The sequence below is a fragment of the Janibacter endophyticus genome, assembly GCF_016888335.1.
Lineage (GTDB): Bacteria > Actinomycetota > Actinomycetes > Actinomycetales > Dermatophilaceae > Marihabitans > Marihabitans endophyticum.
In genome coordinates, this window is the sequence record NZ_JAFEJG010000004.1 from 1,358,182 (window position 1) to 1,378,202 (window position 20,021).

General features: G+C 71.9%; 15 protein-coding genes. 11 read left to right on the top strand and 4 right to left on the bottom strand.

Features of this window, described 5'->3' with window-relative positions; translation table 11 throughout:
• The first annotated feature begins 14 nt into the window (after positions 1-14).
• Complete coding sequence (locus JNO54_RS06650) at positions 15-980, top strand: co-chaperone YbbN (RefSeq protein ID WP_204143187.1); 966 nt, start codon at positions 15-17, stop codon at positions 978-980.
• A gap of 82 nt (positions 981-1,062) precedes the next feature.
• On the opposite strand, the gene glgB is transcribed toward JNO54_RS06650, so the two are convergent.
• From glgB to JNO54_RS06665, 3 genes are read right to left on the bottom strand one after another with little or no spacing between them, the layout of a single operon-like run.
• A complete protein-coding gene (gene glgB / locus JNO54_RS06655) occupies positions 1,063-3,315 on the bottom strand; it encodes a 1,4-alpha-glucan branching protein GlgB (protein ID WP_307818090.1) in 2,253 nt (750 codons plus the stop codon).
• Positions 3,312-4,712, bottom strand: a complete 1,401-nt coding sequence (locus tag JNO54_RS06660; protein ID WP_204143189.1) for a maltokinase N-terminal cap-like domain-containing protein — start codon at positions 4,710-4,712, stop codon at positions 3,312-3,314. The genes glgB and JNO54_RS06660 overlap by 4 nt, the downstream gene beginning before the upstream one ends.
• Positions 4,712-6,787 carry an alpha-1,4-glucan--maltose-1-phosphate maltosyltransferase gene (locus JNO54_RS06665; protein WP_372430711.1) on the bottom strand — a complete coding sequence of 692 codons (2,076 nt, stop codon included), beginning with the start codon at positions 6,785-6,787 and terminating at the stop codon, positions 4,712-4,714. Before JNO54_RS06665 ends, JNO54_RS06660 begins: the two co-directional genes overlap by 1 nt.
• A 174-nt stretch (positions 6,788-6,961) precedes the next feature.
• Here JNO54_RS06665 and glgP point away from each other — a divergent pair, with 174 nt between their 5' ends.
• The gene (gene glgP, locus JNO54_RS06670; RefSeq protein WP_204143190.1) at positions 6,962-9,541 is read left to right on the top strand and encodes an alpha-glucan family phosphorylase; all 2,580 of its coding nucleotides are present in this window, start codon (positions 6,962-6,964) and stop codon (positions 9,539-9,541) included.
• 114 nt (positions 9,542-9,655) lie between these two features.
• On the opposite strand, the gene glgX is transcribed toward glgP, so the two are convergent.
• Positions 9,656-11,833: a glycogen debranching protein GlgX gene (glgX, locus tag JNO54_RS06675; RefSeq protein WP_204143191.1), complete on the bottom strand. Its 2,178-nt coding sequence runs from the start codon at positions 11,831-11,833 to the stop codon at positions 9,656-9,658.
• A 35-nt stretch (positions 11,834-11,868) separates the two neighbouring features.
• Here glgX and JNO54_RS06680 point away from each other — a divergent pair, with 35 nt between their 5' ends.
• The 9 genes from JNO54_RS06680 (at position 11,869) to JNO54_RS06720 (ending at position 20,021) form a co-directional block, all read left to right on the top strand.
• The gene (locus JNO54_RS06680) at positions 11,869-12,417 is read left to right on the top strand and encodes a T3SS (YopN, CesT) and YbjN peptide-binding chaperone 1 (RefSeq protein ID WP_204143192.1); all 549 of its coding nucleotides are present in this window, start codon (positions 11,869-11,871) and stop codon (positions 12,415-12,417) included.
• Positions 12,414-13,193 (top strand): enoyl-CoA hydratase/isomerase family protein, encoded by a 780-nt coding sequence (locus JNO54_RS06685; protein WP_204143193.1) that lies wholly within the window; start codon positions 12,414-12,416, stop codon positions 13,191-13,193. Before JNO54_RS06680 ends, JNO54_RS06685 begins: the two co-directional genes overlap by 4 nt.
• On the top strand, positions 13,193-14,152 hold the full coding sequence (locus JNO54_RS06690; protein WP_204143194.1) for a class I SAM-dependent methyltransferase: 960 nt from the start codon (positions 13,193-13,195) through the stop codon (positions 14,150-14,152). Before JNO54_RS06685 ends, JNO54_RS06690 begins: the two co-directional genes overlap by 1 nt.
• On the top strand, positions 14,149-14,811 hold the full coding sequence (locus JNO54_RS06695; protein WP_204143195.1) for an acyltransferase: 663 nt from the start codon (positions 14,149-14,151) through the stop codon (positions 14,809-14,811). The genes JNO54_RS06690 and JNO54_RS06695 overlap by 4 nt, the downstream gene beginning before the upstream one ends.
• A 214-nt stretch (positions 14,812-15,025) precedes the next feature.
• Entirely contained in the window at positions 15,026-15,805 is a 780-nt protein-coding gene (locus JNO54_RS06700; protein ID WP_204143196.1) for an electron transfer flavoprotein subunit beta/FixA family protein, read from the top strand.
• Between the two features lie 36 nt (positions 15,806-15,841).
• Positions 15,842-16,801: an electron transfer flavoprotein subunit alpha/FixB family protein gene (locus tag JNO54_RS06705; RefSeq protein WP_204143197.1), complete on the top strand. Its 960-nt coding sequence runs from the start codon at positions 15,842-15,844 to the stop codon at positions 16,799-16,801.
• Between the two features lie 169 nt (positions 16,802-16,970).
• A complete protein-coding gene (locus JNO54_RS14450; protein ID WP_233703199.1) occupies positions 16,971-17,831 on the top strand; it encodes a VldE C-terminal domain-containing protein in 861 nt (286 codons plus the stop codon).
• Positions 17,832-17,953: 122 nt separating this feature from the next.
• Positions 17,954-18,772, top strand: coding sequence for an undecaprenyl-diphosphate phosphatase (locus JNO54_RS06715; RefSeq protein WP_204143198.1), 819 nt, complete (start codon positions 17,954-17,956; stop codon positions 18,770-18,772).
• Positions 18,773-18,836: 64 nt separating this feature from the next.
• Positions 18,837-20,021: a cysteine desulfurase family protein gene (locus tag JNO54_RS06720; protein WP_204143199.1), complete on the top strand. Its 1,185-nt coding sequence runs from the start codon at positions 18,837-18,839 to the stop codon at positions 20,019-20,021.

The following is a 20,021-nucleotide window of genomic DNA, read 5'->3' on the forward strand; positions in this document are numbered from 1 at the left end:
GGGAGGATCGAGGCATGACCGAACCGTTCTCCTCGCTCCGTGGCGCCGTCGACCTCGGTGCCCTCGGCTCGTCCCGACCCGGCCCCTCGACGCCGGCCGCCCCGCCCGCCGCCGACGGGACCGTCGGCCCCGGTGGGCCGGACGGCGACCCCGGCGGTGACCCCTTCGCCTCCCCGGTCGTCGTCGTCGGTGACGATGCGAGCTTCAACACCCTCGTCCAGCGCTCGGTGTCGGTGCCGGCCGTTGCCGTCCTGTGGACCTCGCAGGCGCCGGAGACCCAGGCCGTCCTCGAGGCTGTCGTCGCGGTCGCCGAGCGGCGCGAGGGCCGGCTGCAGGTGGTCGCCATCGACGTCGCGACCAACCCAGGGATCGCTCAGGCGATCCAGCCCCCGCAGCTGCCGGTCTCGCTCGGTCTGCTCAAGGGGCAGGCGATCCCGCTCTTCCAGGGGCTGCCCGCGCAGCCGGACCTCGAGCGCGTCCTCGACGAGCTGCTCTCCGTCGCCGTCCAGCAGGGTGTCACCGGCCGCATCGAGCTGCCGGGCTCGCAGGGCGATCAGGCAGACGAGCTCTCGCCGCTGCACGAGGAGGCCTACGCCGCGATCGAGCGTGGCGACCTCGATGCCGCCGCGTCCGCCTACGAGCGGGCGCTCGCCGAGAACCCCGCGGACGAGGACGCCCGGCTCGGGCTCGCCCAGGTCTCGCTCATGGCACGCACCCAGGGCGTCGACCTCCAGGAGGCGCGCGCTGCCGCGGCCGCGAACCCGACCGACGTCGATGCCGCGATCATGGTCGCCGACCTCGACGTCCTCGGCGGGCATGTCGAGGACGCCTTCACCCGGCTCATCGACGTGGTCCGCGCGACGGCAGGGGAGGAGCGTGACCGGGTCAAGGCGCACCTGCTCGACCTCTTCGCCGTCGTCGGCAACCAGGACGAGCGCGTCCGGCGCGGTCGTACCTCGCTCATGAGCGCCCTCTTCTGAGCGGTACCCCCCACGGATCGACGAAGGCTCGTCACCTCGAGGTGACGAGCCCTCGTCGACCCGGGCGAAGGGGGATCGCCGGTCAGTCCTCCTCGGCCACCTCGGTCTCGCTCACCGTGGACGCGACCACGTCGCTCTCGACCGCCTCCACGGGGCGCAGGTAGACCGCGCTGAGGCGCGAGACCCTCAGCTCGACCGAGTGCGGCTGGCCCTGCCACGGCACGTCCTCGGCGGTGAGCACGAGGCCGCCCTGGCTCGGCGAGCTGTGCGCGTCGAACCCGGAGGTGTCGACGACGACCTCCCACTCACCACCGCGCGGCAGGCCGATGCGCAGCGGGTCACGGTCGGCGCCGCCGAAGTTCACCACGACGGCGACGACCGGGTCGCTCGAGCGGTCGTGACCGCCGAAGCGCAGGAAGGACAGCGTGTTGCCGGCGTTGTCGTCGGCGTCCAGCCACTCGAAGCCTGCCGGCTCGGTGTCGAGCGCCCACATCGCCCCGTCGTGCGTGTAGACCGCGTTGAGCTCCTTGACGAGAGCGTGCACGCGGTAGTGCGCGGGGTGGTCGAGGAGCCACCAGTCGAGCGAGCGGCCCTCGCCCCACTCGCTCGTCTGGGCGAACTCGGCGCCCATGAAGAGCAGCTGCTTGCCGGGGTGCGCCCACATGTACGCGAGGAAGGCCCGCAGCGTCGCGAGCTGGTCGTCCTGCGTGCCTGGGATCTTGTTCGGCAGCGAGCCCTTGCCGTGCACGACCTCGTCGTGGCTGATCGGCAGGAGGTAGTTCTCGCTGTACGTGTACATCATCGCGAAGGTCAGGAAGTTGTGGTGGTACTGCCGGTTGATCGGCTCCTCGTGCAGATAGCTCAGGGAGTCGTTCATCCAGCCCATGTTCCACTTCAGGCCGAAGCCGAGACCGCCCTCGCTCGTCGGCTTGGTGACACCGGGCCACGCCGTCGACTCCTCGGCGATCGTCACGATGCCGGGGACCCGCTTGTAGGCCGTCGCGTTGGTCTCCTGGAGCAGCCCGATCGCCTCGAGGTTCTCGCGGCCGCCGTGGCTGTTGGGGATCCACTCGCCGGCCTTGCGCGAGTAGTCGAGGTAGAGCATCGACGCGACACCGTCGACGCGCAGCCCGTCGACGTGGAACTCCTCGAGCCAGTACAGCGCGTTGGCGACGAGGAAGTTGCGCACCTCGAGCCGGCCGAAGTCGAAGACGTAGCTGCCCCAGTCGGGCTGCCAGCCGCGGCGCGGGTCCGGGTGCTCGTAGAGCGGCAGCCCGTCGAAGCGCACGAGCGCCCACTCGTCCGTCGCGAAGTGCCCCGGGACCCAGTCGAGGATGACGCCGATGCCCGCCTGGTGCAGGGCGTCGACGAGGTAGCGGAAGTCGTCGGGCGAGCCGAAGCGCGAGTTCGGCGCGTAGTAGCTCGTGACGTGGTAGCCCCACGACGGCGGGTACGGGTGGTCCATGACCGGCAGCAGCTCGACGTGCGTGAAGCCGAGGTCGGCGACGTAGTTCACGAGGTGCTCGGCGAGGTCGCGGTAGGTCTGCCCCTGGCGCCACGACCCGAGGTGCACCTCGTAGATGCTCATCGGCCCGGTGTGCGGGTCACGCTGTGCACGGTCGGTCATCCACGCCTGGTCACGCCACGCGTAGGTGCTCTCGGTGACGACCGAGCTCGTCGCGGGCGCGATCTCGGCGCGCCGGGCCATCGGGTCGGCCTTGTGCCGCAGCACGTCGTCGGCGCCGCGGATCGCGAACTTGTACAGCGCGTCCGCGCCGACCCCGGGCACGAAGAGCTCCCAGATGCCCGAGGTGCCGAGCAGGCGCATCGGGTGGCTGCTCTCGTGCCAGCCGTTGAAGTCGCCGATGACGCTCACGGCCTTGGCCCGCGGCGCCCACACCGCGAAGGAGACGCCCGTGACCTCGCCCATCGGGCCGGGGTAGCGGCGCACGTGCGCGCCGAGGACGGTCCACAGCTCCTCGTGACGGCCCTCGTTGACGAGGTGCCGGTCGAGCTCGCCGAGCGTCGGCGCAAAGCGGTAGGGGTCGTCCTGCTCGACCTCGACGCCGTCCCACGTCGTGAGGATGCGGTAGTCCATCGTCGTCGTCGCGCCGGGGCGGGTGCCGGCGAAGATGCCGTGCTCCTCGTGCTCGAGCTCGATGGTCTCGCCGTCCTCGAAGCGGACACGGACCCGCTCTGCGAGCGGGCGCATGACGCGCACCCGCAGCCCGTCGGCGACGAGGTGCTGGCCGAGCACGTCGTGGGGCTGGCTGTGGCGGCCGTGGGCCAGGGCCCAGAGGGCACCCGGGAGGGACTGCTCGGGGATCGGGGTCACGCGTCCTCCTTGAGGAGTCGGGTCACGGCTCGGACCGGGATCGGGAGCCATGCAGGTCGGTTGCGGGCCTCGTAGACGACCTCGTAGAGGGCCTTGTCGAGGGTGAGGGCGCGCAGGACGGGGTCGCCGGCGGCAACGCGGTGGCCGGCCTCCGCGTAACCCTCGAGGAAGGCGGCCTGCGCCTCCTCGGCCCACCGGGCGGCTTCGTCGTCGGGCAGCTCGGCCGCCGCAGCGGCGTAGTCGAGGGAGCGGAGCATCCCGGCGACATCACGAAGGGGGGAGTCCGGCGCGTTGCGCTCGTCGAGGGGCCGCAGCGGCTCGCCCTCGAAGTCGATGACGACCCAGCGCGTCCCGCCGTCGTCGGGCACGTCGAGGACCTGCCCGAGGTGGTAGTCGCCGTGGACCCGCTGGAGGTCCGGCCAGCTCGCCTCGGCGGCGGCGCCGAGGAGGGTCTCGATCCGCGCCTCGTGCTCGGCGAGCGCGGGGACCTCGGAGACCGCGGCCGAGGCGCGTCGGCGCATGCCGGCGACCTGGGCGGCGACGAGGGCGGCGTCGGCGGGCTGGGTCGGGAGGACCCGGGCGAGGGTGGAGTGGATCTCGGCGGTCACCCGGCCGAGCGCTCGTGCCTCCTCGACGAAGGGGGAGCCCGTCGCGGCCCGCTCGAGGGCGACCCGCCAGGCGTCACGCGAGCCGGGGAGGTACTGCTGCGCGGCGGCGAGCTGACCGACGAGGGGATCACCGTCGGGGCCGGCCCAGATGCCGGCGACGTGGCCGACGCTCAGCGGCACGGCGGGGCACCCGGCGGAGGAGAGCGCGCTCTGGAGCGCGATGTCGGGGTTGTCGCCGGGCGAGAGGGTGCGGAAGACCTTGAGGATCACCGGGGTCGAGGTCGTCTCCACGATGATCGAGGTGTTGGACTGCTCGCCGCGCAGGACCGCGCTGCTCACGACCTCGGGGTCGCCGCTCCAGAAGAGGTCGGGGACGCCGACGATGTCCTGCCGCGGCGTGCCGGACTCCGTGCTGTGCTGCGGCTCCGCCCGCCCGCGCACGAGCGCCATGAGCTGCGCGACGTAGACCGGGTCGTGCGGGGCGTCGTAGACCCAGCGGTGGCCGAGCACGGAGTGCTCCATCTCGCCGACGAGAGCATGCTCGGCACCGGGCAGGGGGGCGCCCCGGTAGGTCAGCGGCACCTGGTAGGTCACCGGCTCGGGGGACTCGTCGACGTAGACGAGCGTCTCGATCCCGACCTCGCCGGCCGGGTCGTCGAGGCGCCAGCCGTCCAGCCGGCGCAGGCGAGGCGATCGCCCCTTCGCCTGGTACCACCGCTGCTCGCCGATCCAGGCGGCGACGAGGTCGTCCTTGCCGGGGGTGAGGGTGGCGTCGTGGATGGTCGCCATCAGCGGCCCCTGACCGCGACGACGTGCACCGGCTCGCCGTCGACGCCGAGCCGGACGAAGTTCTCCTGGCCCCACTCCCAGACGGCGCCGGTCACGAGGTCCTCGACCTCGAAGCGCTCCCAGTGCTCCATCCCGAGCGCGCCCATGTCGAGCCGCAGCGTCGACTCGCGGGTGCTGTGGGGGTCGAGGTTGGCGACGACGATGACCGTGTCGGTGCTGCCGTCCGCGAGCGTGCGCGACTTGCTGAAGGCGAGGAAGTTCTCGTCGTCGACGTGGTGGCGCACGTAGTTGCGCAGCAGCCGCAGGGCGGGGTGCTCGCGCCGGACGCGGTTGAGCATCGTCAGCCAGCCGGCGAGGGACTGGCCCTCGCGCTCGCCGCCGGGCTCGTAGTCGGCCCAGCGCCGGTCCTTGTACTGGTACTTCTCGTTGTCGATCTGCTCCTCGGCGCCCGGGCGCGCGACGTGCTCCATGAGCTCGTAGCCGGCGTAGATGCCCCACGTCGGCACGAGCGTCGCGGCCAGCGCCGCGCGCACCTTCCACGCCGCGGGCCCGCCGAACTGCATGTACGGCGTGAGGATGTCGTGCGTCGTCGGCCAGAAGCTCGGTCGCATGTACGCGGCGGCCTCGCCGGAGAGCTCGGTGACGTACTCGTCGAGCTCGGAGGGGGTGTTGCGCCACGCGTAGTACGTGTAGCTCTGCTGGAAGCCGACCTTGGCGAGCGTGTGCATCATCGCGGGCTTGGTGAAGGCCTCGGAGAGCCAGATGATCTCTGGGTGGTCCTGGGCGACGTCCGCGATGAGCCACTGCCAGAACTCGACGGCCTTCGTGTGCGGGTTGTCGACGCGGAAGAGCGTGACGCCGTGGTCGATCCACACCTGGATGACGCGGCGCACCTCGGCGTAGACCCCAGCGGGGTCGTTGTCGAAGTTCAGCGGGTAGATGTCCTGGTACTTCTTCGGCGGGTTCTCCGCGTAGGCGATCGTGCCGTCGGCGCGGGTGGTGAACCACTCCGGGTGCTCGGTGACCCACGGGTGGTCGGGGGAGCACTGCAGCGCGATGTCGAGCGCGACCTCGAGGCCGAGCTCCCGGGCCCGCGCGACGAAGGCGTCGAGGTCCTCGAAGGTCCCGAGGTCGGGGTGGATCGCGTCGTGCCCGCCGTCGGGGGAGCCGATGGCGTAGGGGGAGCCCGGGTCCTCGGGGCCGGCGTCGAGCGTGTTGTTCGGGCCCTTGCGCGCGGTCGTGCCGATCGGGTGGATCGGGGTGAGGTAGACGACGTCGAAGCCCATGTCGGCGATCGCCGGCAGCCGCTCGGCGGCGGTCCGCAGCGTGCCGGAGACCCAGCGGCCGGTGGCCTCGTCGAGGTAGGCGCCCTCGCTGCGCGGGAAGATCTCGTACCAGCTCCCGGCCAGGGCCAGCTCGCGCTCGACGAGCAGCGGGAGGTCGTCGCTGGCGGTCACGAGCTCGCGCAGCGGGAGGGTCACCTCGAGCTCCTCGCGCAGCTCGGCGCCGGTGGCCGCGGTGAGGCGGGCCCGGGCGCTGTGCTCGCCGGGGGCGGTGAGCGCGTCGACGGCATCGCGGATCAGCTGGCGGCCGTGGGGCGTGCGCCCAGGCACCTCGAGGGCGCACTCGAGGAGCGTCACGCCCTCGGCGAGCATGAGCTCCTCGTCGACACCGACGTCGATCTTGACGGTCGCGTCGTGCAGCCAGGTGCCCCACCGATCGGACCATCCCTCGACGCGGTAGGTCCACCAGCCGGTGGCGTCGGCGCTCACCTCGGCGACCCAGTGGCTCAGGCCGGGGTTGACGCAGGTCATCGGGACGAGGGTCTCGGTGCCGTCGGGGGCGGTCAGGACGACGGTCGCGCCCACCGCGTCGTGGCCCTCGCGGAAGACCGTCGCCGTGACGTCGAAGGGCTCGCCCACGACGGACTTCGCCGGCCGGTCGCCGTGGTCGATGCACGGCCGGACGTCGAGCACCGGGATCCGCCCCAGGGGAACCTGGGGGGCCCGGCTGCGCGGCGTGCGGGCACGGGGAGCGGGGGTGGACGATTGCTCGGGGGTCGCGTCTGTCCTCACCCGGCCGACGCTACCGGCCGGGACGGCGGCCCATGCACGGGATGCCCAGGCCGACTGCGACGAAGGGGCGGATCCCCCTTCGTCACAGGGCTGGGGGAGAGGCGGTTTGCAAGGACTCGGCAGCGATTGCAAGAACTTGGCGTTGCCCCCCGTGGGGGCCGTAGTCTGGACCCCGTGAAGGCCATCCGTCGTTTCAGCGTCCGTACCGTCCTGCCCGAGCCCATCGCCGCCCTCGGCGAGCTCGCGACCAACCTGCGCTGGAGCTGGTACACGCCGGCCCGCGAGCTCTTTGCGAGCATCGACGCCGAGCGGTGGGAGACGGTGCGCCACGACCCCGTCCGCCTGCTCTCCGCGCTGAGCCGCAGCGAGCTCGACGCGCTCGCCACCGATGAGGCCTTCGTCGGCCGCGTACGGGAGGCCAAGGCCGACCTCGACGCCTACCTCGGCGCCCGCCAGTGGTACCAGGAGTACGCCGAGCGCACCGAGCACGCGCCGCAGGCCATCGCCTACTTCAGCCCCGAGTACGGCATCACCGAGGTGCTGCCGCAGTACTCCGGCGGCCTCGGCATCCTCGCCGGCGACCACCTCAAGGCCGCGAGCGACCTCGGCGTGCCGATCGTCGGCGTCGGTCTGTTCTACAAGACCGGCTACTTCGAGCAGTCGCTGGGCCGGGACGGCTGGCAGCACGAGGACTACCCGGTCCTCGACCCGCAGGGCCTGCCGCTCTCGCTGCTCCGCGAGGAGGACGGCAACCCCGTCGTCATCACGCTCGCCATGCCCGAGGGGCGCGAGCTCAACGCCCACGTCTGGCGTGCCCAGGTCGGCCGTGTGCCGCTGCTCCTCCTCGACAGCGACGTCCCCGGCAACGACGAGGCGATGCGCGGTGTCACCGACCGGCTCTACGGCGGCGCGGGAGAGCAGCGGCTGCAGCAGGAGATGCTCCTCGGCATCGGCGGCGTCCGGGCCCTGCGTGCCTGGTCGCGCCTCACCGGCGCCCCGGCGCCCGAGGTCTTCCACACCAACGAGGGCCACGCCGGCTTCCTCGGCATCGAGCGGATCAGCGAGTTCACGCAGTCGAGCGACATGACCTTCGACGAGGCGATGGAGGCCGCCCGCGCCGGCACCGTCTTCACCACCCACACCCCGGTCCCGGCCGGCATCGACCGTTTCGACGCCGAGCTCGTCCGGCTCTACCTCGGTGACGGCCAGGCGCTGCCCGGCATCCCGACCGACCGGCTGCTCGCGCTCGGCGCCGAGAGCTACGAGGGCGGCAAGGACGGCATCTTCAACATGGCCGTCATGGGCCTGCGCCTCGCCAAGCGCGCCAACGGCGTCTCGCAGCTCCACGGCGAGGTCTCCCGCGAGATGTTCGACGGGCTGTGGCCGGGCTTCGACGACACCGAGGTCCCGATCACCTCGATCACCAACGGCGTCCACGCCCCGACCTGGGTCGACGACAAGGTCTATGCCCTCGCCCGCGACTTCCTCGGGGGCCGCGACGTCGAGGCCAACGACCGCTGGGACCAGATCGGCAAGGTCCCGGGCGACCACATCTGGGCGACGAAGCGCGAGATGCGCGAGCAGCTCGTCCTCGAGGTCCGCCGCCGCCTGCGCGCGAGCTGGCTCAAGCGCGGCGCGACCGAGGCGGAGCTCGGCTGGACCGACAGCGTCCTGGACCCCGACGTGCTGACCATCGGCTTCGCCCGCCGTGTGCCGACCTACAAGCGCCTCACCCTCATGCTCCGCGACCCCGAGCGGCTCAAGGCCCTGCTCAACCACCCGGAGCGCCCGGTCCAGCTCGTCATCGCCGGCAAGTCCCACCCCGCCGACGAGACCGGCAAGCAGCTCATCCAGCAGATGGTCCGCTTCGCCGACGACCCCGAGGTCCGGGGCCGCATCGTCTTCCTGCCGAACTACGACATCGGCATGGCCAAGGACCTCTACCCGGGCTGCGACGTCTGGCTCAACAACCCCCTTCGCCCGTTCGAGGCCTGCGGGACCTCGGGCATGAAGGCCGCCCTCAACGGCGGGCTCAACCTCTCCATCCTCGACGGCTGGTGGGACGAGTGGTTCGACGGTGAGAACGGCTGGGCCATCCCGACCGCCGACGGGGTCGAGGACCCCGACCGCCGCGACGACATCGAGGCCTCGGCGCTCTACGACCTCATCGAGAAGCACGTCACGAAGCTCTTCTACGACCGGGACGAGGACGAGCTGCCGCAGCGCTGGATCGCGATGCTGCGCCACACGATGAGCACCCTCGGCCCGAAGGTCCTCGCGACCCGCATGGTCCGCGACTACACCGAGAAGCTCTACACGCCGACCGCGCAGGGCAACGCCGCGGTGAGCGCCGACGGTCACGCCGGTGCCCGCGACCTCTCCGCGTACAAGGCGAAGGTCCACGCGGCCTGGCCGAGCATCTCGGTCGACCACGTCGAGGCGCACGGGCTCTCGGACATGCCCGAGGTGGGGGAGACCCTCCACGTCGACGCCTACGTCCGGCTCGACGGGCTCGAGCCCGGCGAGGTCGACGTCCAGGTCGTCATGGGCACCGCGGCGATCGGCTCCGACGACCTCAGCGACTGGACCACCGAGTCGCTCGCCTTCGTCGAGCGCTACCACGACGGGATCACGAAGTACTCGGGCCAGATCGCCATCGAGCGGACCGGTCAGTTCGGGTACACCGTGCGGGTGCTCCCGCAGCACGAGCACCTGGCCTTCCAGTCCTCGCTCGGCCTCGTCGCCAACGCCTGACGATCCCCCTTCGCGGACCTTTATCGGATAACCCGATAAAGGTGCGCCTCACCCGGGAACCGTTGCCGGGTCACGTGCCCCTTTCTCGGATAACCCGATAAAGGGGCACGGACCTCAGGTCGCGTCGTCGGCGAGGTAGATGCGGATCGTCGCGGCGGCGACGTCGACCGTGCGGGCGTCCAACGGCACGGTCGGCAGGGCCGACTCGTCGTCGGCCGGGCGCTCCCACGAGCTGTCCCAGAGCAGCCGGTAACTGCTGACCCCGGGGGGCGAAGGGAGGGTGACCTGGCCGTCGTGCCCCTCACCGTGGAGGACGAGGAGCACCGGTCGGTGCCCGAGGTGCACGCCGTTGAGGTACATCTGCAGCGTCCGGCGTGAGGACTCGCCCCACTGATGTCCCATCTCGGCGCCGGCCTCGTCGTACCAGGCGATGTCGGTCGAGCCGTCGTCGTCGACCGGGTTGCCGGTGAAGAAGCGCCGCTGCCGCAGCGTCGGCAGCTCGCGCCGCCACCGCACGAGCGCCTGGGTCGTCGCGAGCAGGTCCTCCTGCTCGGGGGAGAGCTCCCAGTCGAGCCAGGTGAGCGGCCCGTCCTGGCAGTAGGGGTTGTTGTTGCCGCGGGTGCTGCGCCCGATCTCGTCGCCGGAGGCGAGCATCGGCACGCCGGTGCTCAGCAGCAGCGTCGCGAGCAGGTTGCGCTGCGACCGGCGGCGCAGCCCGAGCACCGCAGGGTCGTCGCTCTCGCCCTCGACGCCGTGGTTCCACGAGAGGTTGTGATCGGTGCCGTCGCGGCCCTCCTCGCCGTTGGCGCCGTTGTGCTTGTGGTCGTAGGCGACGAGGTCGGCCACGGTGAATCCGTCGTGCGCGGTGACGAAGTTGATCGACGCCTCCGGCCCTCGCTCGGGGTCGCCGAAGAGGTCCTGCGAGCCGGCCAGCCGGGTCGCGATGTGCCGCACGCCGTGCATGATCGCGCCGCCGCGCGCGCCCCGCGCGACGGCGAGGTCGGGCAGCCAGAACTCACGGACGGCGTCGCGGTAGCGGTCGTTCCACTCGGCGAAGGGGGTGGGGAACTGGCCGGTCCGCCAGCCGTGCGGGCCGACGTCCCACGGCTCTGAGATGAGGTGGACGTCGGAGAGGACGGGGTCGGTCCTCAGCGCGGTGAGGAAGGGGTGGCCCGGGTCGTAGTCGTCGTGGGTGCCCCTGGCGAGCGCGACGGCCAGGTCGAAGCGGAAGCCGTCGATGCCGCACTCGACGACCCAGTAGCGCAGCGAGTCGAGGACCATCCGCTGGACGACGGGCTCGCGCAGGTCGAGGGTGTTGCCGCAGCCGGTGACGTCGACGTCGAGCCCGCGCTCGTCGAGGCGGTAGTAGGTGCTCGCCCCCAGCCCCCGCCACGACAGCGTCGCCCCGGCCACGGACTGCTCGGCGGTGTGGTTGTAGACGACGTCGAGGATGACCTCGATGCCGGCCTCGTGGAGCAGCCTGACCATGCCCTTGAGCTCGGCGAGCGCCTCCTGCGGGTCGTCGGTCGACGCGTAGGGCAGGTGCGGGGCGAAGAAGCCGAGGGTGTTGTAGCCCCAGTGGTTGACGAGCCCGCGCCGCCCGACCTCGGGCTCGGTGGTGAAGTGGTGGATCGGCAGCAGCTCGACGGCGGTCACGCCGAGCGCCCGGAGGTGCTCGATCGTCGCCGGGTGGGCGAGCCCGGCGTAGGTTCCGCGCAGGTTCTCGGGGACGCCGGGGAGGGTCGCGGTCATCTCCTTGACGTGCACCTCGTAGATCACGCTGTCCGCGAGCTCGTGGTGCGGGCGCGGGTGCTCGCCCCAGTCGAAGCCCTCGTCGACGAGGACCCCGAGCGGCGCGAGCCCGGCGGAGTCGAGCTCGCTGCGGCTCGCGAGGTCGCCGGTCCCGGACTCCTCGACGTGGTGGCCGTAGAGCGCCGGCGGGTACTGCGTCAGGGTCCGGTCGACCATCCGGGCGTACGGGTCGAGCAGGACCTTGGCGGGGTTGTGCCGGTGACCCGCCTGCGGGTCCCACGGACCGTCGACCCGGTAGCCGTAGCGCTCACCGGCACCGACCCCTTCGACCCGGCCGTACCACCAGCCCTTGCGCCGCTGGGTGAGCCGGACCCGGCGCTCGGTGGCGGGATCCCCCGTCGTGCCGAAGAGGCAGAGGGTGACGGCGGTGGCGAAGGGGGCGTGGACGGCGACCTCGAGCCCGCCGGCGACGAGGTGGGCCCCGGGGGAGGGCACCCGGTCGAGCGTCAGGGCGTCGACGGGCTGTGCGTCAGGCGACATAGCCGCAACTGTAGGCAGTAGGTACGTTGTCACCCATGAGCGATCCCACCGCACTCCCGAACCTCACGCCCCCGAGCGGCCCCACCGGCGGCCAGCAGGGCGGCAACCAGACCGGCCTCACCGCCGAGCCCGGCGAGCAGATCACCGAGGCCCCCCTGAGCGACCGCGTCCGTGACGCGCTCGTCGAGCTCGGGGTCGAGGCGAAGATCGACGACGACGGCGACGTCGCCTTCGCCTTCGAGGACCAGCAGCTCTTCGTCCGCACGGACAACGAGTCCAACGTGCTGCGCGTCTTCGGCCAGTGGTCCCTCGAGGACCCGGTGCCGACCGACGAGCTCGAGCGGCTCAAGGTGAGCAACGACGTCAACGTCGCCTTCAACCTCGTCAAGGCTGCCGTCGCCAACGACACCCTCCTCGTGACGAGCGAGCACATCCTCCCGCGCGGCGCCGACGTCCGCGGACTGCTCGGCGTCGCCGTCCCGCTCGTCATCCAGGGCGTCCAGCTCTGGCACCAGCGCGCGACCGGGCAGGTCCCGGGCGGTGCGCAGGGCGGGTCCCCCGAGGGCGAGCAGGTCTCCGAGTGAGCGAGCTCGTCCGCGTCGAGGTCGAGGACGGCCTCGGGATCATCCGGCTCGACCGGCCGAAGATGAACGCCCTCAACACCCAGCTGCAGCGCGAGATCATCGCGGCCGCGGCCGAGGTGACCGAGCGCGACGACATCGCCGCGGTGATCGTCTACGGCGGGGAGCGCGTCTTCGCCGCCGGGGCGGACATCAAGGAGATGGCCGACATGTCGTACTCCGACATGGCCGACAACGGCGTCCTGCTCCAGCAGTTCAGCCGGGCCGTCGCGGCGATCCCGAAGCCGACCGTCGCGGCGATCACCGGGTTCGCCCTCGGTGGCGGGTGCGAGCTGGCCCTCATGTGCGACTTCCGGATCGCCGCCGACAACGCCAAGCTCGGCCAGCCCGAGATGCTCCTCGGCGTCATCCCCGGCTTCGGCGGCAGCCAGCGGCTGGCGCGACTCGTCGGCCCCTCGAAGGCGAAGGACCTCATCTACTCGGGCCGCTTCGTCGACGCTGCCGAGGCGCTCGACATGGGTCTCGTCGACCAGGTCGTCCCCGCGGCCGAGGTGCTCGACGCCGCGAGGGCGATGATGCGCCAGTACGTCGGCGGCCCCCGCCTCGCGCTGCGCGCGGCCAAGGAGGCCATCGACAAGGGCCTCGAGGTCGACCTCGAGACCGGCCTGGAGATCGAGCGGCACCTCTTCACCGGGATGTTCGCCACGAAGGACCGCGCCATCGGGATGGAGTCCTTCGTCGAGAACGGTCCCGGCAAGGCGACCTTCGAGGGCGCCTGATGGGGCAGACGCCCGCGAGCGCCGAGGACGTGGCGCGCGCCTGGGAGGACAACAAGCTCGCCCAGGTGCTCTATCACGACTGGGAGGCGCAGACCTACGACGAGAAGTGGTCGATCAGCTTCGACGAGCGCTGCCAGGCCGTCGTGCGTGACCGCTTCCTGCGCATCGTCACGGGCCGTCTCCAGCCGGGGGAGCAGCTGCCGTACGGCACCGCGCTCGAGCTCGGTGCCGGCACCGGCTTCTTCTCCCTCAACCTCAAGCTCGCGGGCATCCTCGACGAGGTCCACGTCACCGACCTGTCCCCGGGGATGGTCGAGGCGGCCCAGGCCAACGCCGAGCGGCTCGGCTTCACCGTCGAGGGGCGCGTCGCCGACGCGGAGTCGCTGCCCTACGACGACGACACCTTCGACATCGTCGTCGGCCACGCGGTCATCCACCACATCCCCGACGTGGAGCGCACCCTGCGCGAGATCGTCCGGGTGCTCAAGCCTGGCGGCCGCTTCGTCATCGCCGGTGAGCCGACCACCATCGGCCACCGCTACGCCCGGGCGCTGGGCCGGCTGACGTGGGAGACCGCGACCCGGGTCGCGGCCCTGCCGCCCCTGCGGCAGCGGTGGGCCCGGCCGCAGGCCGAGCTCGACGAGTCGTCCCGGGCGGCCGCCCTCGAGGCCGTCGTCGACCTGCACACCTTCGACCCCGGCGAGCTCGCGCGGACCGCGCGACGGGCCGGGGCCGAGCAGGTGGGGACCGCGACGGAGGAGCTGACGAGCGCCTTCTTCGGCTGGCCGGTGCGGACCTTCGAGTACGCCGTCAAGGAGGAGGCCCTCGGGTTCCGCTGGGCGATGTTCGCCTACAACGGCTGGCAGCGGCTCATGCGCGTCGACGACGTCCTCGCCCACGTCGTGCCGCAGCGCTTCTACTACAACGTCGGGGTGACCGGCGTGAAGCCACCTCGGTGACGACGACCCTGCTCTCCCGCCTCCGCCGCCCGGCGGCGCCGCCCGCCCCGGTGCTCGACGCGCCGTGGGGCGTGCGCCGCTGGGTCGGCTGGGTGCTGAGCAACCGGGCGTGGACCCGGCACCACCTCGTCTCCTACGCGCGGATGGCGCGCGCCCGCCGGGCCAACCCGGGCCTCGTCTTCCAGGGGCCCTGCTTCATCGGCAACGACGTGCGCTTCGAGGTCCGTGAGGGCTACGGGCGGCTCGTCGTCGGCCCCTTCGTCCACATCGGCCCGCACGCCCGGCTGCGCGCGCACGAGGGCACCCTGCGCATCGGCGCCAAGACCGTCATCGGCATCCGCAACACGATCAACACGTGGATCGACATCGAGATCGGGCAGGCCTGCATCTTCGCCGACGACATCTACGTCTGCGACTTCGACCATGTCACCGACTCGCTCGACGTGCCGATCAAGGACCAGGGCATCGTCAAGAGCCCGGTCCGGGTCGGCGACGACGTCTGGGTCGCGACGAAGTGCGTCATCATCCGCGGCACCGACGTCGGCGACCAGTCGGTCCTCGCGGCGGGCACGATCGCGCGGGGGGTCTACCCGGCGCGCTCGATCGTCGCCGGCGTGCCGGGCCGGGTGGTCCGCACCCGGGCGCCGCGGTCGAGGTAACCGCGACCGGCTAGGCGGTCGGTGATACATCGACCGCTGGATCTGTCCCGGCATGTGGCGAGGGTCATGGGTCCTCGATGAGGGTGCTGCCAGGGGCGAGCACTACCGTCGTCCTCGTGTCGGGTCTCACGACGCCCCGGGCTTACGCCCCGGGGGACCGCCTGGGAGACTTGGCAGACCACTGACCTAACACGAGGAAGAGGACGAGCCAACGATGAACATCGTCGTCTGCGTCAAGTACGTGCCGGACGCACAGTCCGACCGCACGTTCACCGAGGACAACACCACCGACCGTGAGGGTGTCGACGGGCTCCTCTCCGAGCTCGACGAGTACGCCGTCGAGGAGGCCCTGAAGCTCGTCGAGGCCGGCGAGGGCGAGGTCACCGTCGTCACCGTCGGACCCGAGTCCGCCGCCGACGCGGTCAAGAAGTCCCTCCAGATGGGCGCCGACAAGGGTGTGCACATCCTCGACGACGCGATCGCGGGCTCCGACGCCCCGGCGACCTCGCTCGTCCTGGCCGAGGCCATCAAGAAGATCGGCACCCCCGACATCGTGCTCACCGGCATGGCCTCGACCGACGGCACGATGTCCGTCGTCCCGGCGATGCTCGCCGAGCGTCTCGGCCTGCCCCAGGTCACCTTCGCCTCCGAGCTGACCGTCGACGGCGGCACCGCGAAGATCCGTCGTGACGGCGACACCGCGAGCGAGACCATCGAGTCCTCGCTGCCCGCCCTCATCTCGGTCACCGACCAGATCAACGAGCCGCGCTACCCCTCCTTCAAGGGGATCATGGCCGCCAAGAAGAAGCCGGTCGAGACGTGGAGCCTCGCCGACCTCGGCGTCGACGCCGGTCAGGTCGGCCAGGCCAACTCCTGGACCGAGGTCCTCGAGACGACCAAGCGCCCCCCGCGCGAGCAGGGCGAGATCGTCAAGGACGAGGGCGACGGCGGCACCAAGCTCGCCGAGTTCCTCGCCGCCCAGAAGTTCATCTGATCCGGCCGCGCAGAGCAGAGAGAGAAGACACCAGACATGGCTGAAGTACTCGTTCTCGTCGACCACGCCCAGGGCGTCGTCAAGAAGCCGGCCGCCGAGATGCTGACCATCGCCCGCCGCCTCGGCGAGCCGACCGCGGTCTTCATCGGCCCCGGCGCCGAGACCGCCAAGGACCTCCTCGCCCGCTACGGCGCCGAGAAGATCATCTCCGTCTCCGACCCGTCGGTCACGGAGTACCTCGTCGCCCCGCAGGCCGAGATCCTCGCCCAGCTCGTCGAGGCCGGCGACGTCGCCGCGGTCCTCATCCCGAGCAACCCGGCCGGCAAGGAGATCGCCGCCCGCCTCGCCGTCAAGACCGGCTCGGGCCTGATCACCGACGCCGTCGACGTCCAGTCCGGCGACGACGGCAAGGCCGTCACCACGCAGTCGGTCTTCGCCGGCAGCTGGACCGTGAAGTCGCGGGTCACCACGGGCGCGGCGATCATCACCGTCAAGCCGAACTCCGCCGCGCCGGAGCAGGCCAGCGGTGCCGGCGCCTACGAGGAGCTGACCCCGGAGATCTCCGACGCCGCCAAGGCCGCGAAGATCACCGCGTCCGAGCCGAAGAAGGCGTCCGGCCGGCCCGAGCTCACCGAGGCGGCGATCGTCGTCTCCGGTGGTCGTGGCACCGGTGGCGACTTCAGCCCGGTCGAGGGCTTCGCCGACAGCCTCGGCGCGGCCGTCGGCGCCTCGCGCGCCGCCGTCGACGCCGGCTGGTACCCGCACACCAGCCAGGTCGGCCAGACCGGCAAGCAGGTCAGCCCGCAGCTCTACGTCGCCGCCGGCATCTCCGGCGCGATCCAGCACCGCGCCGGCATGCAGACCTCCAAGACGATCGTCGCCGTCAACAAGGACGAGGAGGCGCCGATCTTCGAGCTCGTCGACTTCGGCGTCGTCGGCGACCTCTTCCAGGTCCTGCCGCAGGCCACCGAGGCGGTCAAGGGCAAGAAGGGCTGACCCCTTCGACCCGCCGCACCGATCGCCCCCGGCCCACCCGGCCGGGGGCGAGGTGCGTCACGTCGCGTTATCGAAACGTGACACGAGCGGGTCTGCTCGCTACATTGGATCGTGGCCCGGCTCCTGGAGCCGGGTCGTCATCTGCACCCGACGCGAAGGTCTCTCCCCTGTGACCCAGCTCTCCCGGCACTCCTCCCACGCCCCCGGCGCCGGCAGGCGGGCCTCGAAGATCACGACGAAGGCGGCCGCCAAGACCGCCACCGGCCTCGGCCTCGTCGTCGGCGCGAGCGCACTCCTCGCCGCGCCCTCGGCGACCTCCGCTGCACCCAAGGAGCCGACGGCGCAGGTCTCTGCGGCCGCTCAGGCGGACGCCATGCTCGAGGGGCGCGGCAGCACCGCGGCGCAGCGCAGCACCGCGCGCACCGCGGTCAGCGCCCCCGCCCAGGTCCCGGCACCCCTGCGCGAGAGCACCGCCGACGCGGGCGAGCTCGGCATCACCGCGGTCGCCAAGCCGAAGCCGAAGCCGAAGCCGAAGCCCCAGCCCGCCCCGCAGGCCGCCGAGCCGAGCACGTCCTCGCAGGCGAGCAGCCGCTCTGGTAGCACGCCCGCCAGCAGCTCTGCCGGCCCTGCCGCCTCTGCCGCGCCGCCGGCCGCCCCCGCGGCTCCGGCTCCGTCCTCGGTCAACACCACGGGCTTCTCCGCCCAGGCCAGCGCCATCGGCCTCGGCCCCAACGCCTCGGGCGTCTACTCCGCGGTGCGCACGCAGTTCCCCAGCGTGACGAACATCGGCGGCTACCGCGCCGGCGACCCGGGCGACCACGGCACCGGTCGCGCCGTCGACATCATGGTCACCGGCTCCACCGGCGACGCCATCGCCTCGTACCTGCAGGCCAACGCCGGCCGGCTCAACATCAAGTACCTCATCTGGAAGCAGCAGTACTGGCAGCCGGGCAGCTCGTGGCGGTTCATGGAGGACCGTGGCAGCGCCACGGCCAACCACTACGACCACGTGCACGTCTCCGTCAACTGACCCACCTACGCTGACCCCGGGCCGGGAACCTCCGGCCCGGGGTCAGCGTTGCCCGCGCCGGTGCACCACCCGGCGGGCCCCCCCTTCGCCCGACCCCTCACGACCACCCAGGAGAAGCCACGATGGACTGGCTGCAGGCGATCGTCCTCGGCATCGTCCAGGGACTCACCGAGTTCCTGCCGATCAGCTCGAGCGCGCACCAGTCGATCGTCGGCCGGTTCTTCGGCGAGGACCCCGGGTCGGCCTTCACCGCGATTACCCAGCTCGGGACCGAGGCGGCCGTCCTCGTCTACTTCCGCAAGGACATCGCGAGCATCATCGCCGCGTGGTTCAAGGCCGTGGCCGGCAAGATCCCGCACAGCGACCCCGACGCGCGGATGGGCTGGATGGTCATCGTCGGGTCGATCCCGATCGGCGTGCTCGGGCTGGCGTTCAAGGACTTCATCACCGGGCCCGCGCGCAACCTCTGGATCACCGCGACGATGCTGCTCGTCTTCGCCCTCGTCATCGCGTACGCGGACCGGAAGGCCTCGCAGGTCAAGGAGATCCGCGACCTCACCGTCGGCGACGGCGTGAGGTACGGCCTCTGGCAGGCGCTCGCGCTCATCCCCGGCGTCTCCCGCTCCGGCGGCACGATCGCCGGTGGTCTCTTCATGGGCTACTCCCGTGAGGCCGCGGCGCGCTACTCCTTCCTCCTTGCGATCCCGGCCGTGCTGCTCTCCGGCTTCGAGCAGCTCTTCGACATCGCGAGCGACCCGGTCGAGCCCGCGTGGGGGCCGATCTTCGGGGCGACGGTCGTCTCCTTCGTCATCGGTTACGCCGTCATCGCCTGGCTGCTGCGCTACATCTCGACGCACAACTTCTCGATCTTCGTCATCTACCGGATCGTCCTCGCGCTCGTCCTCTTCGCCCTGCTCGGTACGGGCGTCCTCGCGGCCTGAGCCGGGGGCGAAGGGAGAGAGGGCGGGCCGGTCGGCCGGTCCGGTCGCGCCTAGACTCAAGCGGGTGAGCACGTACCTCGACCACGCGGCGACGACCCCCATGCGCCCGGCAGCCCGGGACGCGGTGCTGGCGCAGATGGAGCACGTCGGCAACGCGTCCAGCCTGCACGGCGCCGGTCGCCTCACCCGGCGGGTCGTCGAGGAGTCGCGCGAGGCCGTCGCGGAGGCGCTCGGCGCCCGGCCCTCGGAGGTCGTCTTCACCTCGGGCGGCACGGAGTCGGACAACATCTCGGTCCTCGGCGCGTACGAGGCGGCCCAGGCGAAGGACCCTGCGCGCGACCGGATCATCATCTCCGGGGTCGAGCACCACGCGGTGCTCGACCCCGCGATGCACCTCGCGAAGAGCCGCGGCGCCCGGGTGAGCTTCGTCGAGCCGGGGGAGTGCGGCACCGTCCAGCCCGAGGCGCTGCGGGCCGCGATCGAGGAGGACCCCGGGACGGTGGCCCTCGTCTCGGTGATGTGGGCCAACAACGAGGTCGGCACGGTCCAGGACATCCCCGCCATGGGGGCGATCTGCGCCGAGCACGGCATCCCCATGCACACCGACGCGGTGCAGGCCGTCGGGCACGTGCCGGTCGACTTCGCGGCGGCCCAGGTCGACCTGCTGTCGGCGAGCGGGCACAAGTTCGGCGGGCCGATGGGGGCCGGCGTCCTCCTCGCGCGCCGCGACGTCGCGATCGTCCCGACGAGCCACGGCGGCGGGCAGGAGCGCTCGCTGCGCAGCGGCACGCTCAACGCCGCCGGGGTGGCCGGGCTGGCGGCGGCGCTCACCGAGGCTGTCGACGGCATGACGCTCGAGGCCACCCGGGTCGCCGCGCTGCGCGACCGGTTCCTCGCCGCGACGCAGCAGCTCGGCCGCGACATCCGGATCTCCGGCTGCTGGGAGCAGGGCGATGTGACCACCCGGCTGCCGGGCAACGCGCACATCACCATCCCCGGCGCGCAGGGCGACTCGCTCCTCTACCTCCTCGACGCCGCCGGCATCGAGTGCTCTACCGGGTCGGCCTGCACCGCAGGAGTCCCGCAGCCGAGCCACGTCCTCATCGCGATGGGGCGCACGGAGGAGGAGGCGCGTGGCTCCCTTCGCGTCTCCTTCGGCTGGACCTCCACCGACGCCGACGTCGACGCCGTCCTCGCCGCGCTGCCCGACGCGATCGACCGCGCGCGCCGCGCGGCGGGGGCCGCCTGA

Excerpts from the sequence above, each read along its gene's own strand:
- JNO54_RS06650 (WP_204143187.1), top strand. The coding sequence starts at position 15 with ATGACCGAACCGTTCTCCTCGCTCCGTGGCGCCGTCGACCTCGGTGCC.
- JNO54_RS06660 (WP_204143189.1), bottom strand. The coding sequence starts at position 4,712 with ATGGCGACCATCCACGACGCCACCCTCACCCCCGGCAAGGACGACCTC.
- glgX (WP_204143191.1), bottom strand. The coding sequence starts at position 11,833 with ATGTCGCCTGACGCACAGCCCGTCGACGCCCTGACGCTCGACCGGGTG.
- JNO54_RS06680 (WP_204143192.1), top strand. The coding sequence starts at position 11,869 with ATGAGCGATCCCACCGCACTCCCGAACCTCACGCCCCCGAGCGGCCCC.
- JNO54_RS06690 (WP_204143194.1), top strand. The coding sequence starts at position 13,193 with ATGGGGCAGACGCCCGCGAGCGCCGAGGACGTGGCGCGCGCCTGGGAG.
- JNO54_RS06700 (WP_204143196.1), top strand. The coding sequence starts at position 15,026 with ATGAACATCGTCGTCTGCGTCAAGTACGTGCCGGACGCACAGTCCGAC.
- JNO54_RS06705 (WP_204143197.1), top strand. The coding sequence starts at position 15,842 with ATGGCTGAAGTACTCGTTCTCGTCGACCACGCCCAGGGCGTCGTCAAG.
- JNO54_RS06715 (WP_204143198.1), top strand. The coding sequence starts at position 17,954 with ATGGACTGGCTGCAGGCGATCGTCCTCGGCATCGTCCAGGGACTCACC.